16 protein-coding genes and 1 riboswitch are annotated in these 20,515 nt (G+C 42.1%); of the genes, 14 read left to right on the plus strand and 2 right to left on the minus strand.

The window, feature by feature from the left end; translation table 11 throughout:
• The first annotated feature begins 37 nt into the window (after positions 1–37).
• The 6 genes from KYS23_RS02570 to KYS23_RS02595 all read left to right on the plus strand — a co-directional run bounded on the left by KYS23_RS02570 (position 38) and on the right by KYS23_RS02595 (position 9,023).
• The gene (locus KYS23_RS02570; protein WP_218417994.1) at positions 38–1,498 is read left to right on the plus strand and encodes a tetratricopeptide repeat-containing sulfotransferase family protein; all 1,461 of its coding nucleotides are present in this window, start codon (positions 38–40) and stop codon (positions 1,496–1,498) included.
• Positions 1,499–1,808: 310 nt separating this feature from the next.
• Complete coding sequence (locus KYS23_RS02575; RefSeq protein ID WP_159529492.1) at positions 1,809–4,646, plus strand: TonB-dependent receptor domain-containing protein; 2,838 nt, start codon at positions 1,809–1,811, stop codon at positions 4,644–4,646.
• Between the two features lie 63 nt (positions 4,647–4,709).
• Entirely contained in the window at positions 4,710–5,855 is a 1,146-nt protein-coding gene (locus KYS23_RS20900) for a 2OG-Fe(II) oxygenase (protein ID WP_218417995.1), read from the plus strand.
• A 51-nt stretch (positions 5,856–5,906) separates the two neighbouring features.
• A complete protein-coding gene (locus tag KYS23_RS02585; protein WP_218417996.1) occupies positions 5,907–6,188 on the plus strand; it encodes a hypothetical protein in 282 nt (93 codons plus the stop codon).
• Positions 6,189–6,243: 55 nt separating this feature from the next.
• Entirely contained in the window at positions 6,244–7,218 is a 975-nt protein-coding gene (locus KYS23_RS02590; RefSeq protein ID WP_218417997.1) for an aspartyl/asparaginyl beta-hydroxylase domain-containing protein, read from the plus strand.
• A 2-nt stretch (positions 7,219–7,220) separates the two neighbouring features.
• Positions 7,221–9,023 carry a tetratricopeptide repeat protein gene (locus KYS23_RS02595; protein WP_218417998.1) on the plus strand — a complete coding sequence of 601 codons (1,803 nt, stop codon included), beginning with the start codon at positions 7,221–7,223 and terminating at the stop codon, positions 9,021–9,023.
• Positions 9,024–9,124: 101 nt separating this feature from the next.
• Here KYS23_RS02595 and KYS23_RS02600 read toward each other — a convergent pair whose 3' ends face one another.
• Entirely contained in the window at positions 9,125–9,685 is a 561-nt protein-coding gene (locus tag KYS23_RS02600; protein WP_159529502.1) for a 2OG-Fe(II) oxygenase, read from the minus strand.
• A gap of 660 nt (positions 9,686–10,345) precedes the next feature.
• Here KYS23_RS02600 and KYS23_RS02605 point away from each other — a divergent pair.
• The 6 genes from KYS23_RS02605 to KYS23_RS02630 are packed head-to-tail and all read left to right on the plus strand — an operon-like array spanning position 10,346 to position 15,289.
• Complete coding sequence (locus KYS23_RS02605) at positions 10,346–11,107, plus strand: DUF3450 domain-containing protein (protein ID WP_218417999.1); 762 nt, start codon at positions 10,346–10,348, stop codon at positions 11,105–11,107.
• 6 nt (positions 11,108–11,113) lie between these two features.
• Entirely contained in the window at positions 11,114–12,472 is a 1,359-nt protein-coding gene (locus KYS23_RS02610) for a MotA/TolQ/ExbB proton channel family protein (protein WP_159529506.1), read from the plus strand.
• 1 nt (position 12,473) lies between these two features.
• Positions 12,474–12,998, plus strand: a complete 525-nt coding sequence (locus KYS23_RS02615; protein ID WP_057793197.1) for a MotA/TolQ/ExbB proton channel family protein — start codon at positions 12,474–12,476, stop codon at positions 12,996–12,998.
• 11 nt (positions 12,999–13,009) lie between these two features.
• Entirely contained in the window at positions 13,010–13,408 is a 399-nt protein-coding gene (locus KYS23_RS02620) for an ExbD/TolR family protein (RefSeq protein ID WP_013785032.1), read from the plus strand.
• Between the two features lies 1 nt (position 13,409).
• Complete coding sequence (locus KYS23_RS02625) at positions 13,410–14,021, plus strand: energy transducer TonB (protein ID WP_013785031.1); 612 nt, start codon at positions 13,410–13,412, stop codon at positions 14,019–14,021.
• 2 nt (positions 14,022–14,023) lie between these two features.
• Positions 14,024–15,289: a tetratricopeptide repeat protein gene (locus KYS23_RS02630; protein WP_126871939.1), complete on the plus strand. Its 1,266-nt coding sequence runs from the start codon at positions 14,024–14,026 to the stop codon at positions 15,287–15,289.
• Between the two features lie 76 nt (positions 15,290–15,365).
• Here the strand turns inward: KYS23_RS02630 and KYS23_RS02635 are convergent, their stop codons facing one another.
• Positions 15,366–17,636, minus strand: coding sequence for a GNAT family N-acetyltransferase (locus KYS23_RS02635; RefSeq protein WP_218418000.1), 2,271 nt, complete (start codon positions 17,634–17,636; stop codon positions 15,366–15,368).
• A 68-nt stretch (positions 17,637–17,704) separates the two neighbouring features.
• Here KYS23_RS02635 and KYS23_RS02640 point away from each other — a divergent pair, with 68 nt between their 5' ends.
• Both KYS23_RS02640 and KYS23_RS02645 read left to right on the plus strand, forming a co-directional pair.
• On the plus strand, positions 17,705–18,133 hold the full coding sequence (locus KYS23_RS02640; RefSeq protein ID WP_159529510.1) for an acyl-CoA thioesterase: 429 nt from the start codon (positions 17,705–17,707) through the stop codon (positions 18,131–18,133).
• 112 nt (positions 18,134–18,245) lie between these two features.
• A riboswitch (TPP riboswitch) is annotated at positions 18,246–18,355 on the plus strand.
• Positions 18,356–18,409: 54 nt separating this feature from the next.
• Positions 18,410–20,509, plus strand: coding sequence for a TonB-dependent receptor (locus KYS23_RS02645; RefSeq protein ID WP_218418001.1), 2,100 nt, complete (start codon positions 18,410–18,412; stop codon positions 20,507–20,509).
• The last annotated feature ends 6 nt before the right edge of the window (positions 20,510–20,515 follow it).

The raw sequence follows: 20,515 nt of genomic DNA on the forward strand, positions 1-20,515 counted from the left end.
AAATAGCCCAGCTCATGCTGGGCTTTTGTTTAATCTTATGAAACTAGAACTACAAAAATTAGTACATGCAACCAGAGCAATGGACCAAACATTGGTTGTTTCTTTAATTACCGGTTTTTTGAATGCTGGGTTAGAACTTAAAGAGAATTGGTTAGGTGTAGCGCGATTGGCAATGACAGTTGGATGCTATGATTTAGCTGTTCAATGTTTACATATGCTTGATAAATCAAAATGTGAAGAGACGACATTAGCAAAGCAACTTGGCATGCTAGCCGACTGTGGTAAAAATGATGATGCATACCAAAGCGCAAAACAGTGGGTGAACAAGGCTCCAACATCAGTCGCTGCACTTCACATAGCTGGTGTGCTTGCTTATCAAAAAGGCCAACTTGAACAAGCGGAAACATTACTTAAAAAGGTGGTTGAAAAGGCCCCTTTAGCCGGTGAAGCGTGGCACATGCTATCAACTTTGCAAAATGTGGTCGCTCAACCTGATTTTCAAAGCTCTATTAGTGCACAAACAGTAAAATTTAATCAGTTACCCAACAATGTTTCCAAAGCTTGCTTCTTAAATGCAATGGGAAATGTAAATGGGTTAATTGGTAAAGAGGAAAGTGCGTTTGCTTTCTACGAAAAGTCAGCAAATATTATGAGGCAAATCACAAGCTCAAATTTCTCTTCGACCCCTTATAGTATAGATACAAACCACACAAAAATTACCAAAGTATTAACACAAATTGAAAGTGATACTGCACAGAGTGCATTCATAAAGAATGTTGTCACATCGAATACTTTCACACCAGTGTTTATAATGGGGCTACCTCGTACTGGCACCACCTTATTGGACAATATTTTGTGCTCAGATGAAGGTGTAAACTCAATAGGTGAGACGGACGCATTTACTATTGCTTGTGATACTGTGCTTAAAAAGAAAAATTCAGCTTACGATTTAGACACAATACTAAACTGCGAAAATGTTGAGCTAAATGCAATTGCAGAAGAATATGAGCGGATTGCGAGAGAGTTAGGGTGTACAGAAAGCGTATGCGTTAATAAGAGTTTGAATAACAGTCACATTGCATTGATGATTCAGCGCGTTTTTCCTAATGCAAAGTTTATTGCTATTAAACGTGACGAGCTAGAGAACGCATGGTCGATTTACAAAACGTTTTTTAGCAGCAATTTACATTGGTCATTCGACATTCGCTCAGTTAAGAGTGCGATTCAAATGGACAAAAGAACAATCGACCAACTACGAACTGTTATCAAAATAGAGGTAGTTGAACTTGAAACTTTAAAGGTAGAACCAGAATTAGTCCTCCCGAGAATATTTAATTCAATTGGCCTAAATTACGAAAACAATCACGCACATTTTCATAAAACGCCGACAGTAGTGAAAACGGCAAGCATGTCTCAAATCAGACAACCGTTAAATAAATTGAACTCACATATCTCCGGTGTTCCAAAGCCATTTTTGGAACTATACGAAAATCTATAAACATGTGTAAAAAGTCCTTTAACCAAATTTCCGTATCTTATCGTGAAAATAAGACATCTCGTCCGGGGTGGTTGAAAAGTAAACAGTAAAATGTGGTTGACATGTAAATTGTAAGTAAACATTTACAAAAAAAGGAAAAATATCCGAAAAAAATTGAACTTTTAATTATTACACTCCCGATCTCAGTTGACCGTTTACTCATGTTGTGTTTATTATCTTAGTGAGGCTTTGACCTTACTAATAATAATTCGTTATAAACGATTTTAGAAATACACACTAAACGAGCTTTAGTGGTCCAGGGAGACAACACATGTTTACAAATTCTAAGCTGGCTAAGTCAGTTAGGTTGGCCTGCGCGTTCGGCGCGGTGTCGACGATAAGTTTTTCTGGTGCAGTTGCTGCACAAGAAGCCGAAGAAGCAGCCGATTCTGTTGAAAAAATCGAAGTAACTGGTTCTCGTATCCGTCGTACAGACATTGAAGGTGCTAACCCAGTAACGGTTATGACCCGTGTTGATATCGAAAAATTCGGTATCACTTCAATCGGTGATGTACTTCAAGCTATCCCATCTGCTGGTTCAGCAATCAATACCAACAACAACAACGGTGGTAATGGTACAACTACTATTAACATTCGTGGTATCGGTTCAAACCGTACTCTTGTTCTTGTAAACGGTAAACGTTGGGCTCCAGGCCTTACTGGCTCTGTTGACCTTAACAACATTCCTTCGTCTATCATCGAGCGTATTGAAGTACTTAAAGATGGTGCTTCAGCGGTATATGGTTCAGATGCTGTTGCAGGTGTTGTTAACATCATCACTCGTCAAGATTTCGAAGGCGTTCACGCTTCTGGCTACCTTGGTCAATACGATGAAGGCGACGGTAACAAAGAATCTTGGGATATCGGTTTCGGTGTTGCTAACGATAGAGGTAACGTATACTTCAATGTAAGTTACGTAGAAGAAGAGCCAACATTCGCAGGCGATCGTGAGATTTCTGCAGTACCAGTATTTGGCGCTCCTACAGGCTACGGCGGTTCATCAGGTACACCGAATGGTCGTTTTTGGTATTTCGATGATGAAGCAACATCATTCAACGTTCAAAACGATGGTCAAGGTGGATTAATTCCTTGGACTGGTAGCAGTGCATTTAACTTTGCTCCTCTTAACTACCTTTCTACACCTCAAGAACGTATTAACCTTTACTCACAAGGTCGTTACGAACTAACAGACAACGTTTCTGTTAATGTAACTGGTTTCTACGGCAACAGACGTTCTTCACAGCTTCTTGCTCCAACACCGTTATTTATCGGTAACGCTGCAGGTACATCTGGAGTAACAATTGCTGCAAATAACCCATACAACCCAACAGGTCTTGATTTAACAGATGCTGCTGGTTTCGGTGAAGCGAACAGCTTGTTCTTCGCTGGCCGTCGTATGATGGAAGCGGGTTACCGTGAATTTGCTCAAAACGTTGATCAGTTCCAATTCAATGGTGGCTTTGAAGGTGTTATTGAACTAGGCGATCACGAGTACTACTGGGATGCAACCTACACGTATGCAGACATTACTCAGAATACGCTAACTGACGGTCTTCTTAACATGGACCGCGTAGCACTAGCCCTAGGTGACGTTGATACCTGTGCTGCTACTGATGGTTGTGTACCATTAAACTTCTTCGGTGGTGCTACTGCTATCGGTGAAGGTACTATCACGCAAGAAATGCTTGATTACATTCAGTTCACTGCACAAGATGCAGCTAACTCTACGTTAGAAAGCTACTCAGCAAATATCTCTGGTGAAGTTTTTGAATTACCTGCTGGTTATGTTGCATTTGCTGCTGGTTATGAAAAACGCTGGCAGTCAGGTTACGACCAACCTGATGCACTAATTGCAGCTGGTATTACTTCTGGTAACTCTCGTCAACCTACTTCTGGTTCATTCAGTGTTGAAGAAGTTTACTTAGAAGTTGCTATCCCTCTTATCTCAGATGTTGAGTTTGTTGAGCAATTAGATTTAGAACTTGCTACTCGTTACTCTGACTACAGCAACTTCGGCGACACTACAAACTCAAAAGTTGGTTTGAAATGGCGCATCAATGAAGACGTCTTAGTTCGTGGTACTTGGTCTGAAGCATTCCGTGCTCCTTCGCTATCTGAATTGTTCCTAGGTAACAGCGATAGTTTCGCAACGCTAATCGATCCATGTAATGGCGGTGAAGCTGCAAATGCTAACAGCCCAGGCTGTGCCGGTATCCCTGCTGCTTACGAGCAACCTAACCCACAAATCAGAACAACGGTTGGTGGTAATGCAGATTTAGCACCTGAAGAAGCAGAAAGCTTTACATACGGTTTCGTATACTCACCTGCTCAAGTTGAAGGTCTGTCAATCACATTTGACGTATTCGATATTGAAGTGGATAACGCAGTATCAACTGTTGGTGCTCAACGTATCCTAGATGCTTGTGCAACTACTGGAACTACGTTCTGTTCACTAATCGAACGTAACAGCGGCGGTGTAGTGACTGAGTTGTTCAACGGCCTTGTTAACCTTGGTGGTCAAACGACTTCTGGTTTCGATTATAACGTAGCTTATAACTTCGATACTGAATACGGTGATTTCCGAGTAAACTGGGACGGTACTTATGTAGACGACCGTACTAGTATCTTCGTTGACCCTGTAACTGGTGAATCAATTGCAGAAAACGATGCTGGTAAAGCATTTGACCGTGACGTTATTCCTCGTATCCGTACTAACTTGTCTGTTACATGGGCATACGAAGATTGGACTGCTAACTACCTAGTTCGCTTCATTGGCGCAACAACAGAAGAGTGTTCATTCGATGACGATACTGATGATGCAGGTAACTACCTAGAAGATACATTGTGTAGTGATCCAGGCGTAAGCGTGTTTGCTGAAGATGGAAGCCTTGAGTCTAAAGAAAGCTTCAATGAACTTGAAGCGATGGCTTACCATGATGCTTCAGTAGGTTACTCAGTAACAGAGAACCTTCGTTTGACATTTGGTGTTAACAACTTATGGGATGCAGATCCTGAAGTTTCATACACTACATTTGCAAACAGCTTCGATCCTTCAATGTATGAAATTCCTGGACGTTTCTTCTACGGTCGTATCAACGTAGATTTCTAAACACAGGCATTTAAATGCATTTGACAAAGGCCTCTTCTGAGGCCTTTTTTATAAGGGTAAATTGTGAGTTCAGTACAGCAGTTACTTGAGCAGGCTCAGTATCATCAACAGCAAGGCGCCATTGACAAGTCTATGGCATTACTTGGTGAAGCCGGTAAATTAGGTAATATGTATGCAGCTTTGGATTTTGCATATTATAAGGTGAGTAGTGATCCGAAATTAGCACTTCTTTATCTTCAGTCTATACCGGATACTAAACACCCGACAGTTCGTTATCACAAGTCGCTGATTACTAGATTTTATATTGAAGGTAGCTTTAGCCGAAGCATTATAAGTGAACTGATAGCTTTAGCGCAAAATGGCCATGCAGAATCTTTGTTAGTGCTATCATGTTGGTGCTCTGAAGATGAAAAAACCTATCTTCAGGTTGTTAGTGTTATGGCGAAGTTAACGCCGAATATATATCGGCAACTCGTTAACGACGATAAGCTGGTGCTAACTACTTCTCTCCAAACTCTGGATGAAAGTAGTATTGAATTTGCTATTCGAGCTCGAGAAGCAAAGTTGCGCTCACTTGAACTTGAAGTTTTAAATGAAGATATATCATTAGTGCGTGTTAAAAATGCATTATCAGCATTTGAGTGTCGTTATCTAAAGCAACGCTTCATGCCACTTTTAACCCGTTCTATGGTTGCTAGCCCTGCGGATGGAAGCCCTATGGTTGATTCTATTCGTACCAGCGAGGTTGGCGTTATTCTATCTGAAATGGCAGATTGGATTGTTAGAGATATAGATACGAGAATGGCAGATATCTCAGGCACTGACACATCCCATGGGGAGCCTTTAAATTTACTACGCTACAAAGAAGGGCAAGAATACAAAGCCCATTATGATGCATTTTCTCCTAAACAGCGTGAGCAAGCTGAGTTTATCGAGGAAGGTGGGCAGCGGGCAAATACTGTTCTTGCTTATTTAAACTCAATGAGTAGCGATGGTGAAACCCAGTTCCCTAAAATAAACGTTAAAATAAAACCTGAACAGGGAACCGTTGTTTCATTTAAAAATATTGATGATAATAACGAGATATTAAGAGCGAGTTTACACCTTGGCGCGCCAGTGGCTGACGGTGAGAAATGGACGCTTACAAAATGGATAAGAATTAACCAGACGCAGTATGGTATTTTAACTCACGGAACTTTTATCCAATAAACTTCTACCCAATAAACTTTTGACCACGAAACTTTAAATAAGGATTTATAAATGTTTAAAACGATTTTAGTCAGTCTTGCTATTTCTGTCACGTTGGTTGGCTGTGGCTCTACAAGCAATACAACTCAAGAGTTAGCAAGTAATAAAACTGAAGAGATAGCTAGCAATCAAGAACGTGATGATCAAGTTTGTAAAATGGAAAAGCGAATCGGTTCTAATATGATGCGTCGTGTGTGCTATACAGTAGAAGAGAGAGAACGCATGAAAGAGGCAGCTCGCGATGGATGGATACGTATGCAACGTGGTACAGAAACATCGGGTTCGGATAATTAGAAAAAATATAAACGGAGCTGAAATTTAACTCAGCTCCATTTACCTCGGGTTTTCAATGACACCTTTATATATATCGACGCTCAATGACATTGAGAAAATGTTATCGAAAGGAGATTTTGACCAAGCGCTTTCCTTATATGTTACGTTAAATAGTCAAAATTCAGATTATCTTGATTCTAAGTCAGGAGAAATGACAAGGTCACGTTTTTCTCACATAAAGAATGCAGCTAACTTAGCACGTCGGGACGGTTACACACGACTTCAATTCATGGAGTCGGTATCACTAAGGTTAAAGAAGTCGCTTGCGCTTTTTTTTGGTGTCGAATTTCATCCTTTCCAAAATGAACTTCAAAAACCAAGTTTCTTTTACATTCCAGATTTACCAAGCAAGCCCTTTTATAATGCAAATGAAATTGATGGGTTAATTGCTTGGATAGATAATATTCAAAGCCACAAAAATGAGCTTCTGAACGTTGGGAAACGAGCAAACGTTAAATATGTAGGCGAGTTTGATAATGTACCAACGACGGAGACGTGGGATAAGCTACGCGATGAATGGTTATCTACCCATTTACTAAAAGAAGGAAAGAACTGTTCAGCGTTTGAAAGTTTATCTTTAGCGTTACGTAGTGAACTTGAAAATGCACCCTTAGCTTTCTGCCCTCCACATGCCCCAGAGGTTTTTCTCTCGGTACTTAAACCCGACGCCTACATACCCCCGCATTACGGTATTTCAAATTGTAAGCTGACTGTCCATATTCCTTTGCAAGTAACTGAGGATGCGAGCTTAACTGTCGGGGAAGAAACTTTTAATTGGAGTAATGCCAATAAACACCTAGTTTTTGACGATAGCTTTATACATTCGGCATCCAATTTGTCTGACCAAGAGCGTGCAGTATTAATACTTGATGTTTGGAATCCAGCGTTGTCTATGGATGAGAGAGAAGCGATAACCCAGTTTATGTCCATTTTATCAAAATGGAATGAAGGGGCGGGCAAGCTAATGAATTTAGATCGTGGCTTAAGGTAGTTATGGCTATTGATAAAATGGGAGTGTTACGGGAAGTAGTCAATGCTTTTCAACAAGGAAGGTACGACTATGTCATTCAATTTATAGAAGCTAACCTTAGCATTTTAAAACTTGATCCTGTAGCTGTTCAGGTATATTCAAGTGCTCTCAGGAAGGCGCGAGATGGGGCACGAGCGGAATCAGTAATTATAAAAGGGCTAAAAACATTCAAAGGGAGCCCTCAACTTCTTAACAGCTTGGGTACAACACAACTGGAATTAGGTAAGGCAACGCTTGCGGTGCAATCGTTAAAAAAAGCCTTGTCCGCAAATCCTATTGATATTGAAGTTAAATATAACCTTGCCCGAGCATATAAAGAAGTTGGTTTGTTTAATGAGGCTCAAGCCATTTTTGTAGACGTTATTCGCAAAAAACCGACTTATATCCAAGCAAACATTCATCTTGCTGATGTATATGTTAATTTAGGCGCGGTAGAAAAAGCGCAATCGTGCTTAATGTCTGTATTAGAAAAAGACCCCACAAACATCGTTGCATTGAACAACTTGGGTAATGTGTTACGACGTGCCAATGACTTTCAAGCATCAGTACAGTGCTTCGAAACCGCCATAAAGCTACAGCCGACGAACAGCACCTTGCGACGAAATTTAGCCGCAACCTTAGTGTTATTAAATCGCCGAGATGAAGCAAAGCAAGCCTTTATCAAAGCTGTTTCGTTAAACCCACTTGACTGGACCGCACAAGAAGAACTCGCTTCTTTTTTATGGGAAGAAGGTGTCAACTCCCCTTTTGAGTATATCGAGCCCCATATCAATCATGAAGGTACCGCTACGTCATTTGTTCTAGCTTACATAAAGCTTTTAGTTCGCGCTGACCAATTTAAAAAAGCGCTAGATGTACTTAACAGATTAGAACCGTTACTAGGTTCTAATCTTGAATTTTATATATATAAAGCGCGAGTGCATCGAGAGTTAGGTGACTATCACGCATCCCTAAATTATGTTGAAAAAGGCGAAAAGCTAAAAGTCAAAAACAGCATAGGGCTTGAGAGCGAGGCTGGATATACCTTACTAAGTTTAGGGCGGGCAAAAGAGGCCTACACCAAATTTGCTAAATTAGTGAAACAAGAGCCGCTTAATCAGGGGTGGTGGACAATGCTTTCTACGTGCTATTACCTGCAAAACGAAGAAAGTAAGTACCATTGGTTGTGTAATTACCAACAATTACTGGCCGTGGTGCCAGTTCTCCCGAATAAAGAGAGTAGACAGAGCTTAAATAATGCATTGCGTGATGTGCTTGAGGCTTTGCACCAAAATGAACGTCATCCTATTGGTCAATCGTTGAGAAATGGTACCCAGACGTATGAAAATCTCTTTGAAGGTAACAATGAGGTAATAAATACACTTTCAAGACTCATTCTAGAAAGAGCAGGGGAATTCATAGCGTTACAAAGTAATGATAGGAAACATCCTTTTTTATCTCGTTTAAGTAAAGACTTAATATATAAGGGCTCGTGGTCAGTAAAGTTACGTTCCGAGGGTTATCACCGTTCGCACTATCATCCTGAAGGCTGGCTAAGCGGCGTGTATTATGTAGATGTTCCCGATGCTGTAGACAAGCATGGGGAAGGGTGGCTAACTTTCGGTAGAGCTGATATAGCAAACCAAAATTTCGAAGGCGACTTCGCAGTAAAGCCACGGTCGGGTAATCTTATCTTGTTCCCTTCTTACATGTGGCATGGAACCAATGCATTTACGAGCAGTACCGCTAGACTTACGGTCGCATTTGATATCATCCCAAGCCATTAACTTGGGATGTTTAATTAATCAAAGTAATGCCTATACCACTTTTGGTAAGTGCCTTTAACGTTCAGATGCTTATTTTCACAGTGGATGAAGAACAACGATGATTAGCTCGTCAATTCAAGCTTAAACGCTAATGTATATCTAGGAGTATAGCAAATACGGTTAGGCGGCCTGCCTACGTGTTTAATGGCGCCATGGAAAATACTGACTCGACCAGGTTTCGGGGTACAAGCAAATAAGCAATCATCATGTTCGTTGAAAAACATTGTTTCACCGCCCCATTCTATATCCCACGTTGGCGAAATATAGACCAACACAGTTAGTTCGTCGGCACCAGGCATACAATCAGTATGAGTAAAAAGCATATCACCAAACGAGGCGTGATTTACGTAGCCTCTATATGCCTTATAGGTTTTACCAGTAAGCGCTTGAACTGCACTAATTGCCCGATTATAAACAGGTAAGCTTTGTATTTGTTCGCCAGATAGATTCACTGCCCAATGACGAAACTCTTTTGTGTCTGGTCTTGCAATTTCATTGCGTTTAAAAGCACTGACTTCAAGACCGTTAAATATCCCTTGCGCTTCTTGCGAAGAGCATAAGCCGTCGAAAACCCAAAGTGGTTTATTGTCAATTGATACGGAATGTGTAGCTTCATACGTCATGGATTAATCCCGATAATTCATTTTTTTGTTAAGTTTATCCTATAGCGTTTAGCAATTATACCTAACACCTACAAGAGACAAAAATCCAATGAGGAAAATGAATGCCGACATTATAAATGTGGCATAGCGTTAATATTTAGTGAATTGCTGCACCAAAATGGAACCTTTCATTTGACGGGATGCTGCATACGCTTCCGTTTGATGGTATGACCACCAAATCATGGCCATGAGAAGTTAACAAAAAGTGATTACTTTGAATCTAACGTGACGAAGTTGAAGCTTATATTGGACCCTGCATGAAATTGCGGCGTTTTACCCCCAGATTTTGGTATAACGCCAAGTAAAAACACGGTTTATTTTTACACATTAACAAAAAAATAAACTCGAATTTGCCAGTTATTTGTACGTTGGAATGAATTCTGCAGGGGAATTCGAACGTATATTAAACAGATGATGAAAAATCTACTTGGTGTAAACAGGGTGTTACTTGACTCAGTGCTGTAATCCGTGTGAGTATAATACGTTCGTAGTGCTGGAAGCTAAGGTCCGTGCTACATTCCTAAAACATAATTGTGAAAGTTTTATACGCCCCTTGCCCGAACTGTTTTCCTTTATCGGCGAGGATTCAAATAAGAAATTTGGTTGGGAACTATGTCCAAAATGAGCAAGAGAACTCTTATTGCTTCTACTGTTATCGGTGCCTTCGCACTAACAGGTAGCGCAGTCTCTGCAGATACGCTTGAAGACCTTCATAAAGAAGAAGCGAAAATCCACGCGGCTGCAGCGAAATCTCAGGAAAAAATCAACACGTTGTTTGAACAGTCTCAGGAACTACTGGTTGAATACCGTCAAACAGTAGATGAGACAGAAAACCTCAAAATATACAACGACTACATTGCGAGTCTTGTAGCGGATCAGCAACGTGGAATTGACTCTTTGCAACGTCAGATTGACAGCATCGAGCAAACTAAGCAGGGCATCGTTCCTCTTATGTTCCGCATGATCGATAGTCTTGAGAAATTCATCAAACTTGACCGTCCTATTCACTTAGACGAGCGTCTAGAGCGCGTTCAGCGTCTACGTGATGTTATGTCTAACTCTAACGTTACTGTTTCAGAGCAGTTCCGCCAAGTAATCGAAGCTTACCTGGTTGAAGTTGAGTATGGCACTAAGATTAATTCTTACCAAGGTACGATTGATAGCAACGGCACCGAAGTGACTGTTGACTTCTTTAACCTAGGTCGTACTGCACTAGTCGCATTATCACTTGACCAAGAACATGCTTGGGCTTGGAATAATGAGAGCCGCGCATGGGAGCAACTTGGCGACGAGTATCTGTCATCAGTTGTTGACGCAGTTAAAATGGCTAATAACGTCATTCCTGCGGATCTGATCAAACTACCAATTAGTGCAGCGGAGTAATTGTTAATGAAACCAGTATTCAAATCTCTTTTAACCGCTGCCACTCTTGCGGTTGTAGCAACCGGAGCTCAGGCTCAGGAAGCAAAGAGCCTTAAAGAACTTCTAGACCAAGTTCAGGATAACCGTGTTTCTGAAACACGTATCAACAAACAGCGTGAAGCAGAATTCCAATCTGCTCGTGCAGACAAGCAAGCGCTTCTTCGCAAAGCAGAATCTGAATTGAAAGCTGAACAAGGTCGTGGTGACCGTCTTCAACAACAATTCTCTGATAACGAAGTAACGCTTAACGAAAAAGCTGCTGAGCTAGACCAAGCAACTGGTACGCTTGGTGAGATGTTCGGTGTGGTTCGTCAAGCCTCTTCTGAAGCTTACGGCCGTGTTGCTACATCAATCGTAAGTGCTCAGTTCTCAGGCCGTGGTGAATTCCTAGCGCAAATGTCAGAAGACTCTAAAGGTCTTCCAAACATTCAAGAACTAGAAGACCTATGGTTTGCTCTACAAAAAGAAATGACTGAAGGTGGCGAAACAGTTCGTTTCACTACTGAAGTTGTTAACCTTGACGGCGGTTCTTCACAGCAAGAAGTTGTTCGTATCGGTACTTTCAACCTTGTAGGCGAAGATGGCTACCTAACTTATGATGCTGAAAACGAAATCGTTCAGCCTCTAGGTCGTCAACCAGATGGTCGTTTCGTATCTTCAGCTGACGATTTAATCGCTGCTACTTCAGGTATGGTTCCTTTTTATACTGACCCATCTCAAGGTGCAATCCTTGGTCTGTTGAAGCAAAAAGCAACAATGTCTGAGCGTTATCATGCAGGTGGTGTAGTTGGTTACACAATCACCGTAATGCTAGCGATTGGTCTACTTATCGGTCTTTACAAGCTAATTACGCTTACAGTAGTTGCTGGTAAAATGCGTTCACAGCTTAAAAACCCAGGTAACCCTTCAGATGGCAACCCACTAGGTCGCATCTTGAAAGTTTATCAAGAGAACAAAGCTGCTGATGCTGAAAACTTAGAGCTTAAACTTGATGAAGCTATCTTACGTGAACTTCCACGTATCGAAAGCGGCATTAACGTAATCAAGATCTTTGCTGCAATCGCTCCGTTACTAGGTCTACTTGGTACGGTACTAGGTATGATCGCAACGTTCCAAACAATCACATTGTTCGGTACAGGCGACCCTCGTATGATGGCTGGCAGTATCTCTATGGCGCTTGTAACTACGGCTCAAGGTATTATCGCGGCATTGCCACTGATTCTTACTCACAGCATCGTAGCTTCACGTAGCAAATCAATCATCCACATTCTTGATGAGCAAACTGCGGGTATCGTAGCTGCTCACTCAGAGTCGGAGAAAGCGTAATATGAATTACCTGATTGGATTAATAGAATCGGTCAGGGATTTTATCGCTACCGGTGGTGACGTACTTTATTTCGTTGCTGCCGCGCTCTTTCTCATGTGGGTTTTAATGATTGAGCGTTATTGGTATTTAACCTCGGTCTTCCCAACGGTGAAGAAAAACATCATCAAAAATTGGGATGCCCGAGCAGATACCACATCTTGGTATGCGCATAGAATCCGTGACGCGTGGATTTCTCAGGCGTCAGATGATCTGAACGCTAGAATGCTGATTATTCGCACCATTATTGCAATGTGTCCGTTAATCGGGCTACTGGGAACAGTAACCGGTATGATCGGTGTTTTCGAGACGATGGCGACACAAGGCACCAGCAATGCACGTTTAATGGCAGCTGGTATCTCCATGGCAACAGTCCCGACTATGGCGGGAATGGTAGCCGCGCTTTCTGGACTGTTCATCAGTTCTCGTCTTGAAGCGAAAGTGAAGCTGGCACGCGAAGGGTTAGTTGATAGCCTGCCACATCATTAGAGAGAGATATTATGGCTCGAAAAGTCAGAATCGAGGAAGAAGACGCACAGATTGACATGACACCCATGTTGGATATCGTGTTTATCATGCTGATCTTCTTTATCGTTACCACTGTTTTCGTTAAAGAAGCAGGGATTGAAGTTAATAAGCCCGACGCGAGCCAGGCGGTTCTTCACAAGAACGCAAACATTTTCATAGCAGTAACAGAAGATGGAAGCGTTTGGTTAGATAAACGTGAAGTAGCGCCGGACAGCGTTAGAGCGAATATTGAACGACTGCTTACCGAGCAGCCAACTGACTATGTAATCATTCAGGCTGATGTTAAAGCCAAGCATGGTTTGGTAGTAGAAATTATGGACCAGGTTAAAGCTGCAGGCGTTAATCGTGTTTCGGTAGCGGCAAGGGGTTAAGATGTTACGTATAATTGTATCTATATTCTTAGGTGCTGGTGTTGCATTTGCCCTGTTCGTACTTATGGCTAAGTTGATTGAAAACTCAGCCAGACCGGCGGACGAAGTACCTGAAGCACCGGTAATCGATATTGTGATGCAGGAACCAGACGATCAGACGCAAACGCGTCAACGTGTTCCGCCTCCACCTCCACCACCGCCTCAACAGCCTCCTAAAATGGAGCTTGTTGAGCCAGAAGCAGCTGAACCGGATGCAGATGGCTTTAGCCTAGCAATCCCAGCTATTGATACTGGTGGTGTTGGTGTAAACATTGGTGGTGTTGGCGCGATGCAACGTGATGGCGATGCTACTCCAATCGTTCGTATCGATCCGAAATATCCACCTGATGCAGCCCGTGATGGCCGTGAAGGTTGGGTAAGATTGTCTTTCACTATCAATGAAATTGGTGGTGTAGACGACATCGAAGTAATTGAAGCTGAACCTAAGCGTGTATTCGACCGTGAGGCACGACGTGCTTTACGTAAGTGGAAATACAAGCCTAAGATTGTTGATGGCAAAGCTGTTAAGCAGACTGGCATGTTCGTACAGCTAGACTTTAAACTGGAGCAATGATCATGATGAAAAATAAATTCAAAATGTCTGCATTTGCTTTAGTGCTTGGTGCCGGAGCAGTGTTTACTGCACCAGCGGCGCTAGCACAGTCTTCTCCTGTTATGTGTCCTGGTTACGAAAAGCCAAAAACAACTTTAGTAGGCGAGCGTACAGGTAAAAAAGTTCAAAAAGCATTTGAATTTTACAACGAAGATCAAGTTGATGAAGCGTTAAACATTCTATATGAAATTGACCCTTCTGAAGACTTTGATGCGGCGTATGTAAATCGCTTTATTGGTAACTTATTAGCTGCACAAGAAGGTAAAGGCTCTAAAGCACTTGGTTATTTGAACCAGTCTGTAGAACCTAAAGTATTGAATGATCTTGAGCATTCTCAAACACTTAAGTTGTTAGGTGATTTGAATATGCAAGAGAACAAATATACTGATGCGATTAAATGGTATAACGCGTGGATGGACTTTACGTGTAAAGAAGATGCAGACGTTTATACCCGTTTAGCGCAAGCTTATTATGAAGCAGGCCAATTGGATAAGATGATTGAGCCAGCTGACAGAGCAATTGCTTTGTATGATAAGCCAAATAAAAACCCTTATGTGTTAAAGCTAACGTCATATTACGAACGTAAGATGTTTCCTCAAACAGTGGCAGTTGCAGAAGAACTTGTTCGCAACTTCCCTGAGGAGCCGCGTTGGTGGACTCAGCTTGGTTTCTTCTACCTTTCAGTAGAAGACTTCGAGAAAGGTCTATCTACATTCGAAATGGCTTACATTCAAGGTTACCTTAAGAAAGTAAACGAGATTAAAACGTTATCTCAGTTGTTCCAAACCAACGGCATGCCTTTTAAAGCTGCTCAAATTTTGGAAAAGCACGTTAAATCTGGTCTACTTGAAGAAGATGCCGATATGCTAGCGAGTATTGCTAACGCATATCACCAGGCTAAAAACTATGACAAAGCAGCTTCGCTTTACGCTAAGGCTGCCGCGAAAAGTTCAGATCCTGAGCATTACAGAAAGCAAGGTACTTTGTTGTTAGTTGCTGAAGATTACAAAGGCGCGATTAAAGCATTAAACAATGCATTAGAGCGCGGCGTTGAAAATCCTGGCAAAGTTCACTTCACCCTAATGGAAGCGAACTTCTACGCAGGCGACTTCAGAGAAGCTTATAAGCACATTCAAGAAGCGAAAAAAGATCGCTCACTACGTCGTAATGCGGCGGCTTGGGAGCCTTACATTAAAGAGAAGGCTAAGAACCGCGGTATTAACATTTAGTAGTTATATCGATAAATAGAAAGGCCTCCGTTTGGAGGCCTTTTTTTTGCTTAATTTACTTAAACTAATTAATGCTTCACGTTTTTACACACGACAACATATAGCGTACTTTTTTTCTTAGCGACTCGGTTAAAGCCTTGTGACCGCTTACGTTTAACAGCTGAATAAGCTGATTAGTGGGAAGTGGGGATGTGCTAAGTAATGAAAGAAGTTGAGGTGTAACTTCTTCAGTTTCATTCTTAGACTTTTCAACAATGCTAATATATTTAGTAGATAAAGATAGTTCAGCGGCCAGCGCGTTTATCGCTAAACTAACTTGGTTTAATGGCCTTGTAGCATTCGCAAAGTGCTGTAGCTTTTTCATTAGCGTCTTTCTGACGATAGCCGGTAAGTCACTTAAAAGAACATTTTCGTTTTTTTGGCTATGGGTAAACAAACAAGACAGCACTTCTTGTTGCGGCCCATAGCGTTCAGATATGACTTTTACCACCAATGCACTAGTCTCTCCACTTGCTTTGTTGGGTTTTTCACCCATATCCACAAGTTTGAACCCGCATCGCTGCCAAAAGTGATTAAGCTTGTCAGAAGTGCCATAGGAGCTTGTTAGGGCATCGATGTCTCGCGAAAGAGCTTGCGACTCAATAAAGCCTACAAGGCCTGTACCTATACCTTGGCCTTGAAGATGAGGAGTTACTGCTATGCGGTTTATTCGCCAATAGTGATAAGCTGCAGTCTCCGGATTTGCCGTGAGTAGTGTAAGCCTTTGCGCACCTAAATGTCCTTTGGGTCGTCGGGAACCATCTGCAATTCCCTCCTTAACATCAATTAAGTGCTCGCCACCCTCACAATTTATTATTGCAGCTGCTAATAATCTTGTGGCGTCCCAGTGGGTGAACAATATGATATCTGGGCTGTCACAAATCCGCATAAAGTCATCAGGTGTGGTTTGATAGTGTGCAATGGCTAACAGCTGCATAACACTGTGTAATTCCTGTTCCGATAATGCAGACATCACACCTATTCTATAATTTGTACTAAATGTTTCTGACGTAATTTTGAGGGTAGTATCAAATGTTTTAGATCCTTCAAATAAGCAAATGTTATGAATCAGACTCTCTAGTTTATCGTTCTCTGTCCAGCGCAGCGGCGTGCTTAATGAAAGGTGTAAAGCGCCTACAGACGTAAAAGCAGGCATCATACGTTGTATAAAACCTTGTCCACTTCCTTCATATCCCTGTAAGGTTGTACTGATCACCCAGTTATCATGAGCGCCAAGTAGCAACTTAAGAACAGGTAACGGAAAGGATGCAGCCTCATCAATAATAAGTAAGTTACATTCGTTATTGATCAGCACGGGATTATCGGGTGCAAGCCACTGTACGCTTCCGTTCTCCTCAACAACGAATTTATTAGTAACACATGTTTCAGCAGTAATTGTTTGAGCGTCTTGACCATTAGTGCCATCAGCATCGTTGTTGGTAGGTTTCAATACTTCGTCTTCTACTCGTAAGTTTTGGGAAGTAGAACCTTTGCGAATATGTTCAAAAAGGGTGTTCGTGTTTTCACGAATAGCGCTCGTGATGAGCACTTTATCGCCCTTATCCAGCCTTGCTGCAACAAATATCCCTAGAAGCGCCGACTTACCTCTGCCCCTAGGCGCAGTGATGACTGCTTTACGGACCTTTTGCGACCACCTGTTTGTCAAGCTGTTAAATGCAACCTGTTGTTCCAATGAGTTAAACTGTGACCTACGGGGAGTCTCATCGAACTGCAGCGGTGTTGTTTTTAAGTCTTCTTTATCTATCGGATTGATAGAGGTCAATTGGGCTATCGGGTCTAGCGGGTTTAACGAATCAAAGGTATCACTTGCCACCAAATCAGGGATATGGCAGTTGTTACTATCCCATATAGCTACGTCTGCATTGTTTTTTATTATTGCTACAAGCCTATTTATATAAAGGCTTTGGGATGCTTTAAACCCGTGAGATAGATGAGTAAGACTGGCGTGTAAATGCCAAGAGGCTAACGCAGGACAGCACAAAATAAGACAGCCACCCCAACGAATGGTACCTGCAATGGCCATCAGGTTTCCCGGGCTAAACCCTTGATGTGAATGTACTACCCCGATATCACACTCATTACCTAACAAATGCTTACGTAGGGGGGAGTTCTCTGCGCCTATTTCTTTAACGATAAGTGAGGCGGGAATATCGCTTAAAAGAGACGTTAAACGCTGATTAACCCACTCATAATCGCCAGAAAGCAAAAGCAGACGGCGATACACTTTTTGTCGTGATTGCAAATAAATAGGGTTAAACAACCATTGAGTTAATTCCGGTGGCGCCATAGGTGTGTTTTTTCGGTATAATTAAGACTTTCTCTGCTTATAGTAACCACTTATCTAAAGGAATTCGAATGCGCTTTCTTTCTCGGCGTCTAGTGATGCCAAACGATCTAAATTATGCCAACTCTTTATTTGGCGGCCGCGCGCTTGAGTGGATTGATGAAGAGGCTGCCATTTGGGCAATTTGCCAATTAGAAACTAATTGTTTGGTGACCAAACATATTGGAGAAATTAGTTTTGAATCTCCTGCAATGCAAGGTGACATTGTTGAATTTGGTCTTGAGACTAAAGCGGTTGGTAGAACGTCGATTACCGTAAGCTGTTTAGTGCGTAACAAAGCCACCAAGAAAACCATTTGTTTTGCCGATGACATCGTCTTCGTAAAAGTTGACCCAGATTCCCGCCAACCTGCAGCGCATGGTAAAACCCTTGAAGCGTTGGTGTCACAAACTAACGAAGAAGTACGAAAGCTTAATCTAGAATTAAAAGAACAAAAATAAGCCATATAACAAAAATACGATGTTTACTGGTACGCTAAGTTAACCGTTTAATATCTTGACGGTTTTGGCGTAACTGGTAGACTCCTCGCTGTATTCGGTATTCTAACTGAATGCATATACCAAGGGGTGTCTGTACCGCGGACTGAGATTCACATCAACACTGTGAGAACCCTTACACCTGATCCGGATAATGCCGGCGTAGGGATGGTTGACCACATAGTCGTATCACCTGCCGTACACCCGGATCTTTTTTCTTAGAAAAGAATAAGAGATCCCATGCAAAAACCAATATTTTGTCTTTCTTTAATTGCTGCATCGCTTTGTGCTAATGCGCAAACCAATGAACAAGAAACACAACTTGAAGACGTTGAACGTATTGTCGTTAGCGGAGACTTTCGTGAAACCGTATTAGACCAACTAAGTGCCAGTGCGACCATTTTGGGCGTTCAGCGCTTAAGCAGTCGCCAGCCTAGCCATATTGATAGTGTGCTAAACAGTGTGCCGAACGTGAATTTTGCCGCAGGCGCTTCTCGTGGGCGCTTTGTGCAAATACGCGGTATCGGTGAACGTAGTCAATTTGTAGAGCCTATTAACCCTTCTGTTAGTTTCATCGTTGACGAATTTGATTTCTCTGGTCTAGCGGCAGCGGCGCTTATTTTTGATACACAGCAGCTAGAAGTGTACCGAGGCCCTCAGGCCACCTTATTTGGTTCCGGCGCGTTAGCAGGCGCGGTAAAGCTTTCTAGTACGCCTGTAGGTTCAGAAGGCGCTGACTATGTTGAATTAAGAGCTGGTAACAAAGATAGTTATCGGGTGGAAGTGGCTACAGGTGATGACATCAACCAGGACTGGGGATATCGCGTAGCACTAATGCATAACCGTAGTGATGGTTTTGTAGAAAATACCGTGGTTAACAGTAACGGCATTGAGCAAAAGCGTGATGATACCAATAATCTCGATGAAACCGCCGCGCGCATCAGTATTGCTGGAATTATTGACGAAAGAAGTACCTTGGCGCTGACATATCGTTGGTATGACATCGACAATGGGTATGATGCGTTTTCATTAGATAATAATAATCAGACCTTATCTGATGAGCCAGGTTTTGACACCCATCAAACTCATGCGGTAAGTGCGAAATCTACTACCTCGACTAATGGCGGTGATTTCATTCTCATCGCCACTCATGCATCACACAATATTGGTTATGGATATGACGAAGATTGGACTTATGAAGGTTTTCACCCTTTCGGGTATACCTCATTCGACGCTTATTTCCGTGATGTAGACACACAAACTGCAGAAGTACGCTTTGTATCATCAGACAGTGCCGCGTTATTTGATGGCGCGACCGCTTGGACGCTTGGCGCGTTTTACAAAACCAGCGAAGAAGATTTGTTACGTGAGTACACCTATGCATCAGGTGATTTTACCAGTGTGTATGAACCCACTACCAAAGCGGTATATTTTCAGACTGAATCTACGCTCACCACGAGCCTAACGCTAGTGGCAGGGTTACGTGTAGAAAACTATGGTTTTGACTACTCAGATAACAATGGCCTTGAAAGTAGTCATGATACTACGATGACAGGCGGGAAAGTGGCATTGCAGTATACCGCCGAGAACCACTTTTACTATGCCAGTATTTCTCGCGGCTACAAAGGGGCAGGGTACAACCCTGACGAACGCGTATCAGATGAGCAGCGTTTCTTTGATGAAGAATACAACTGGAATTACGAGCTTGGTGTTAAGGGGCCTTTGTTAATGCCTGAACTTACCATGCGAGCCGCCCTTTTCTATATGGATAGGGACGATACGCAAGTGAGTAATTTTGATGTTCAAATTCGAGAAGACGGCACACCTGATTTTATCGACATTATAGATAATGCCGATATAGGCACTAATAAAGGTGCTGAACTAGAGTTAAGTTGGCTGGTAGATGAAAACTGGACCATGAACATGAGTGTAGGCTACCTAGATGCAACCTTTGAAGATTATACGCTGACCGATGGCACTGTGATTGAAAAACAGCGCCAAGCACAAGCGCCGAAATACACAGCTAACTTATTTAGTGAGTTATCCATCACTGATAATGTGCTTTGGCGTATTGATATCGATTTTAAAGATAGCTACCGCTTTTCTGATGGGCATGACGTAGAAGCACCTTCGACAACGTTAGTGAACAGTGAAATTGTATGGTTTTCTAATAATTGGCAAACCAGCGTGTGGGTTAAAAATGCCTTCGACAATGAGTATTACACCAGAGGTTTTGGTGGATTCAGTAACGACCCTCGTGATGAGTATGCGTTTGCAGAACCATACTATCAATTAGGTAATGGCCGACAGTTCGGCGTTACCGTTAAATACGAATTCTAGGAGTAC

The sequence above is a fragment of the Alteromonas lipotrueae genome (assembly GCF_019249255.1).
Classification (GTDB): Bacteria; Pseudomonadota; Gammaproteobacteria; order Enterobacterales; family Alteromonadaceae; genus Alteromonas; species Alteromonas lipotrueae.

Bases quoted from the DNA above. Each gene is read 5' to 3' on its own strand.
- KYS23_RS02625 (WP_013785031.1), top strand. From the start codon at position 13,410: ATGTTACGTATAATTGTATCTATATTCTTAGGTGCTGGTGTTGCATTT.
- KYS23_RS02595 (WP_218417998.1), top strand. From the start codon at position 7,221: ATGGCTATTGATAAAATGGGAGTGTTACGGGAAGTAGTCAATGCTTTT.
- KYS23_RS02570 (WP_218417994.1), top strand. From the start codon at position 38: ATGAAACTAGAACTACAAAAATTAGTACATGCAACCAGAGCAATGGAC.
- KYS23_RS02600 (WP_159529502.1), bottom strand. From the start codon at position 9,685: ATGACGTATGAAGCTACACATTCCGTATCAATTGACAATAAACCACTT.
- KYS23_RS02630 (WP_126871939.1), top strand. From the start codon at position 14,024: ATGATGAAAAATAAATTCAAAATGTCTGCATTTGCTTTAGTGCTTGGT.
- KYS23_RS02585 (WP_218417996.1), top strand. From the start codon at position 5,907: ATGTTTAAAACGATTTTAGTCAGTCTTGCTATTTCTGTCACGTTGGTT.
- KYS23_RS02615 (WP_057793197.1), top strand. From the start codon at position 12,474: ATGAATTACCTGATTGGATTAATAGAATCGGTCAGGGATTTTATCGCT.
- KYS23_RS02635 (WP_218418000.1), bottom strand. From the start codon at position 17,636: ATGGCGCCACCGGAATTAACTCAATGGTTGTTTAACCCTATTTATTTG.
- KYS23_RS02610 (WP_159529506.1), top strand. From the start codon at position 11,114: ATGAAACCAGTATTCAAATCTCTTTTAACCGCTGCCACTCTTGCGGTT.
- KYS23_RS02575 (WP_159529492.1), top strand. From the start codon at position 1,809: ATGTTTACAAATTCTAAGCTGGCTAAGTCAGTTAGGTTGGCCTGCGCG.
- KYS23_RS02605 (WP_218417999.1), top strand. From the start codon at position 10,346: ATGAGCAAGAGAACTCTTATTGCTTCTACTGTTATCGGTGCCTTCGCA.
- KYS23_RS02645 (WP_218418001.1), top strand. From the start codon at position 18,410: ATGCAAAAACCAATATTTTGTCTTTCTTTAATTGCTGCATCGCTTTGT.
- KYS23_RS02640 (WP_159529510.1), top strand. From the start codon at position 17,705: ATGCGCTTTCTTTCTCGGCGTCTAGTGATGCCAAACGATCTAAATTAT.
- KYS23_RS02620 (WP_013785032.1), top strand. From the start codon at position 13,010: ATGGCTCGAAAAGTCAGAATCGAGGAAGAAGACGCACAGATTGACATG.
- KYS23_RS02590 (WP_218417997.1), top strand. From the start codon at position 6,244: ATGACACCTTTATATATATCGACGCTCAATGACATTGAGAAAATGTTA.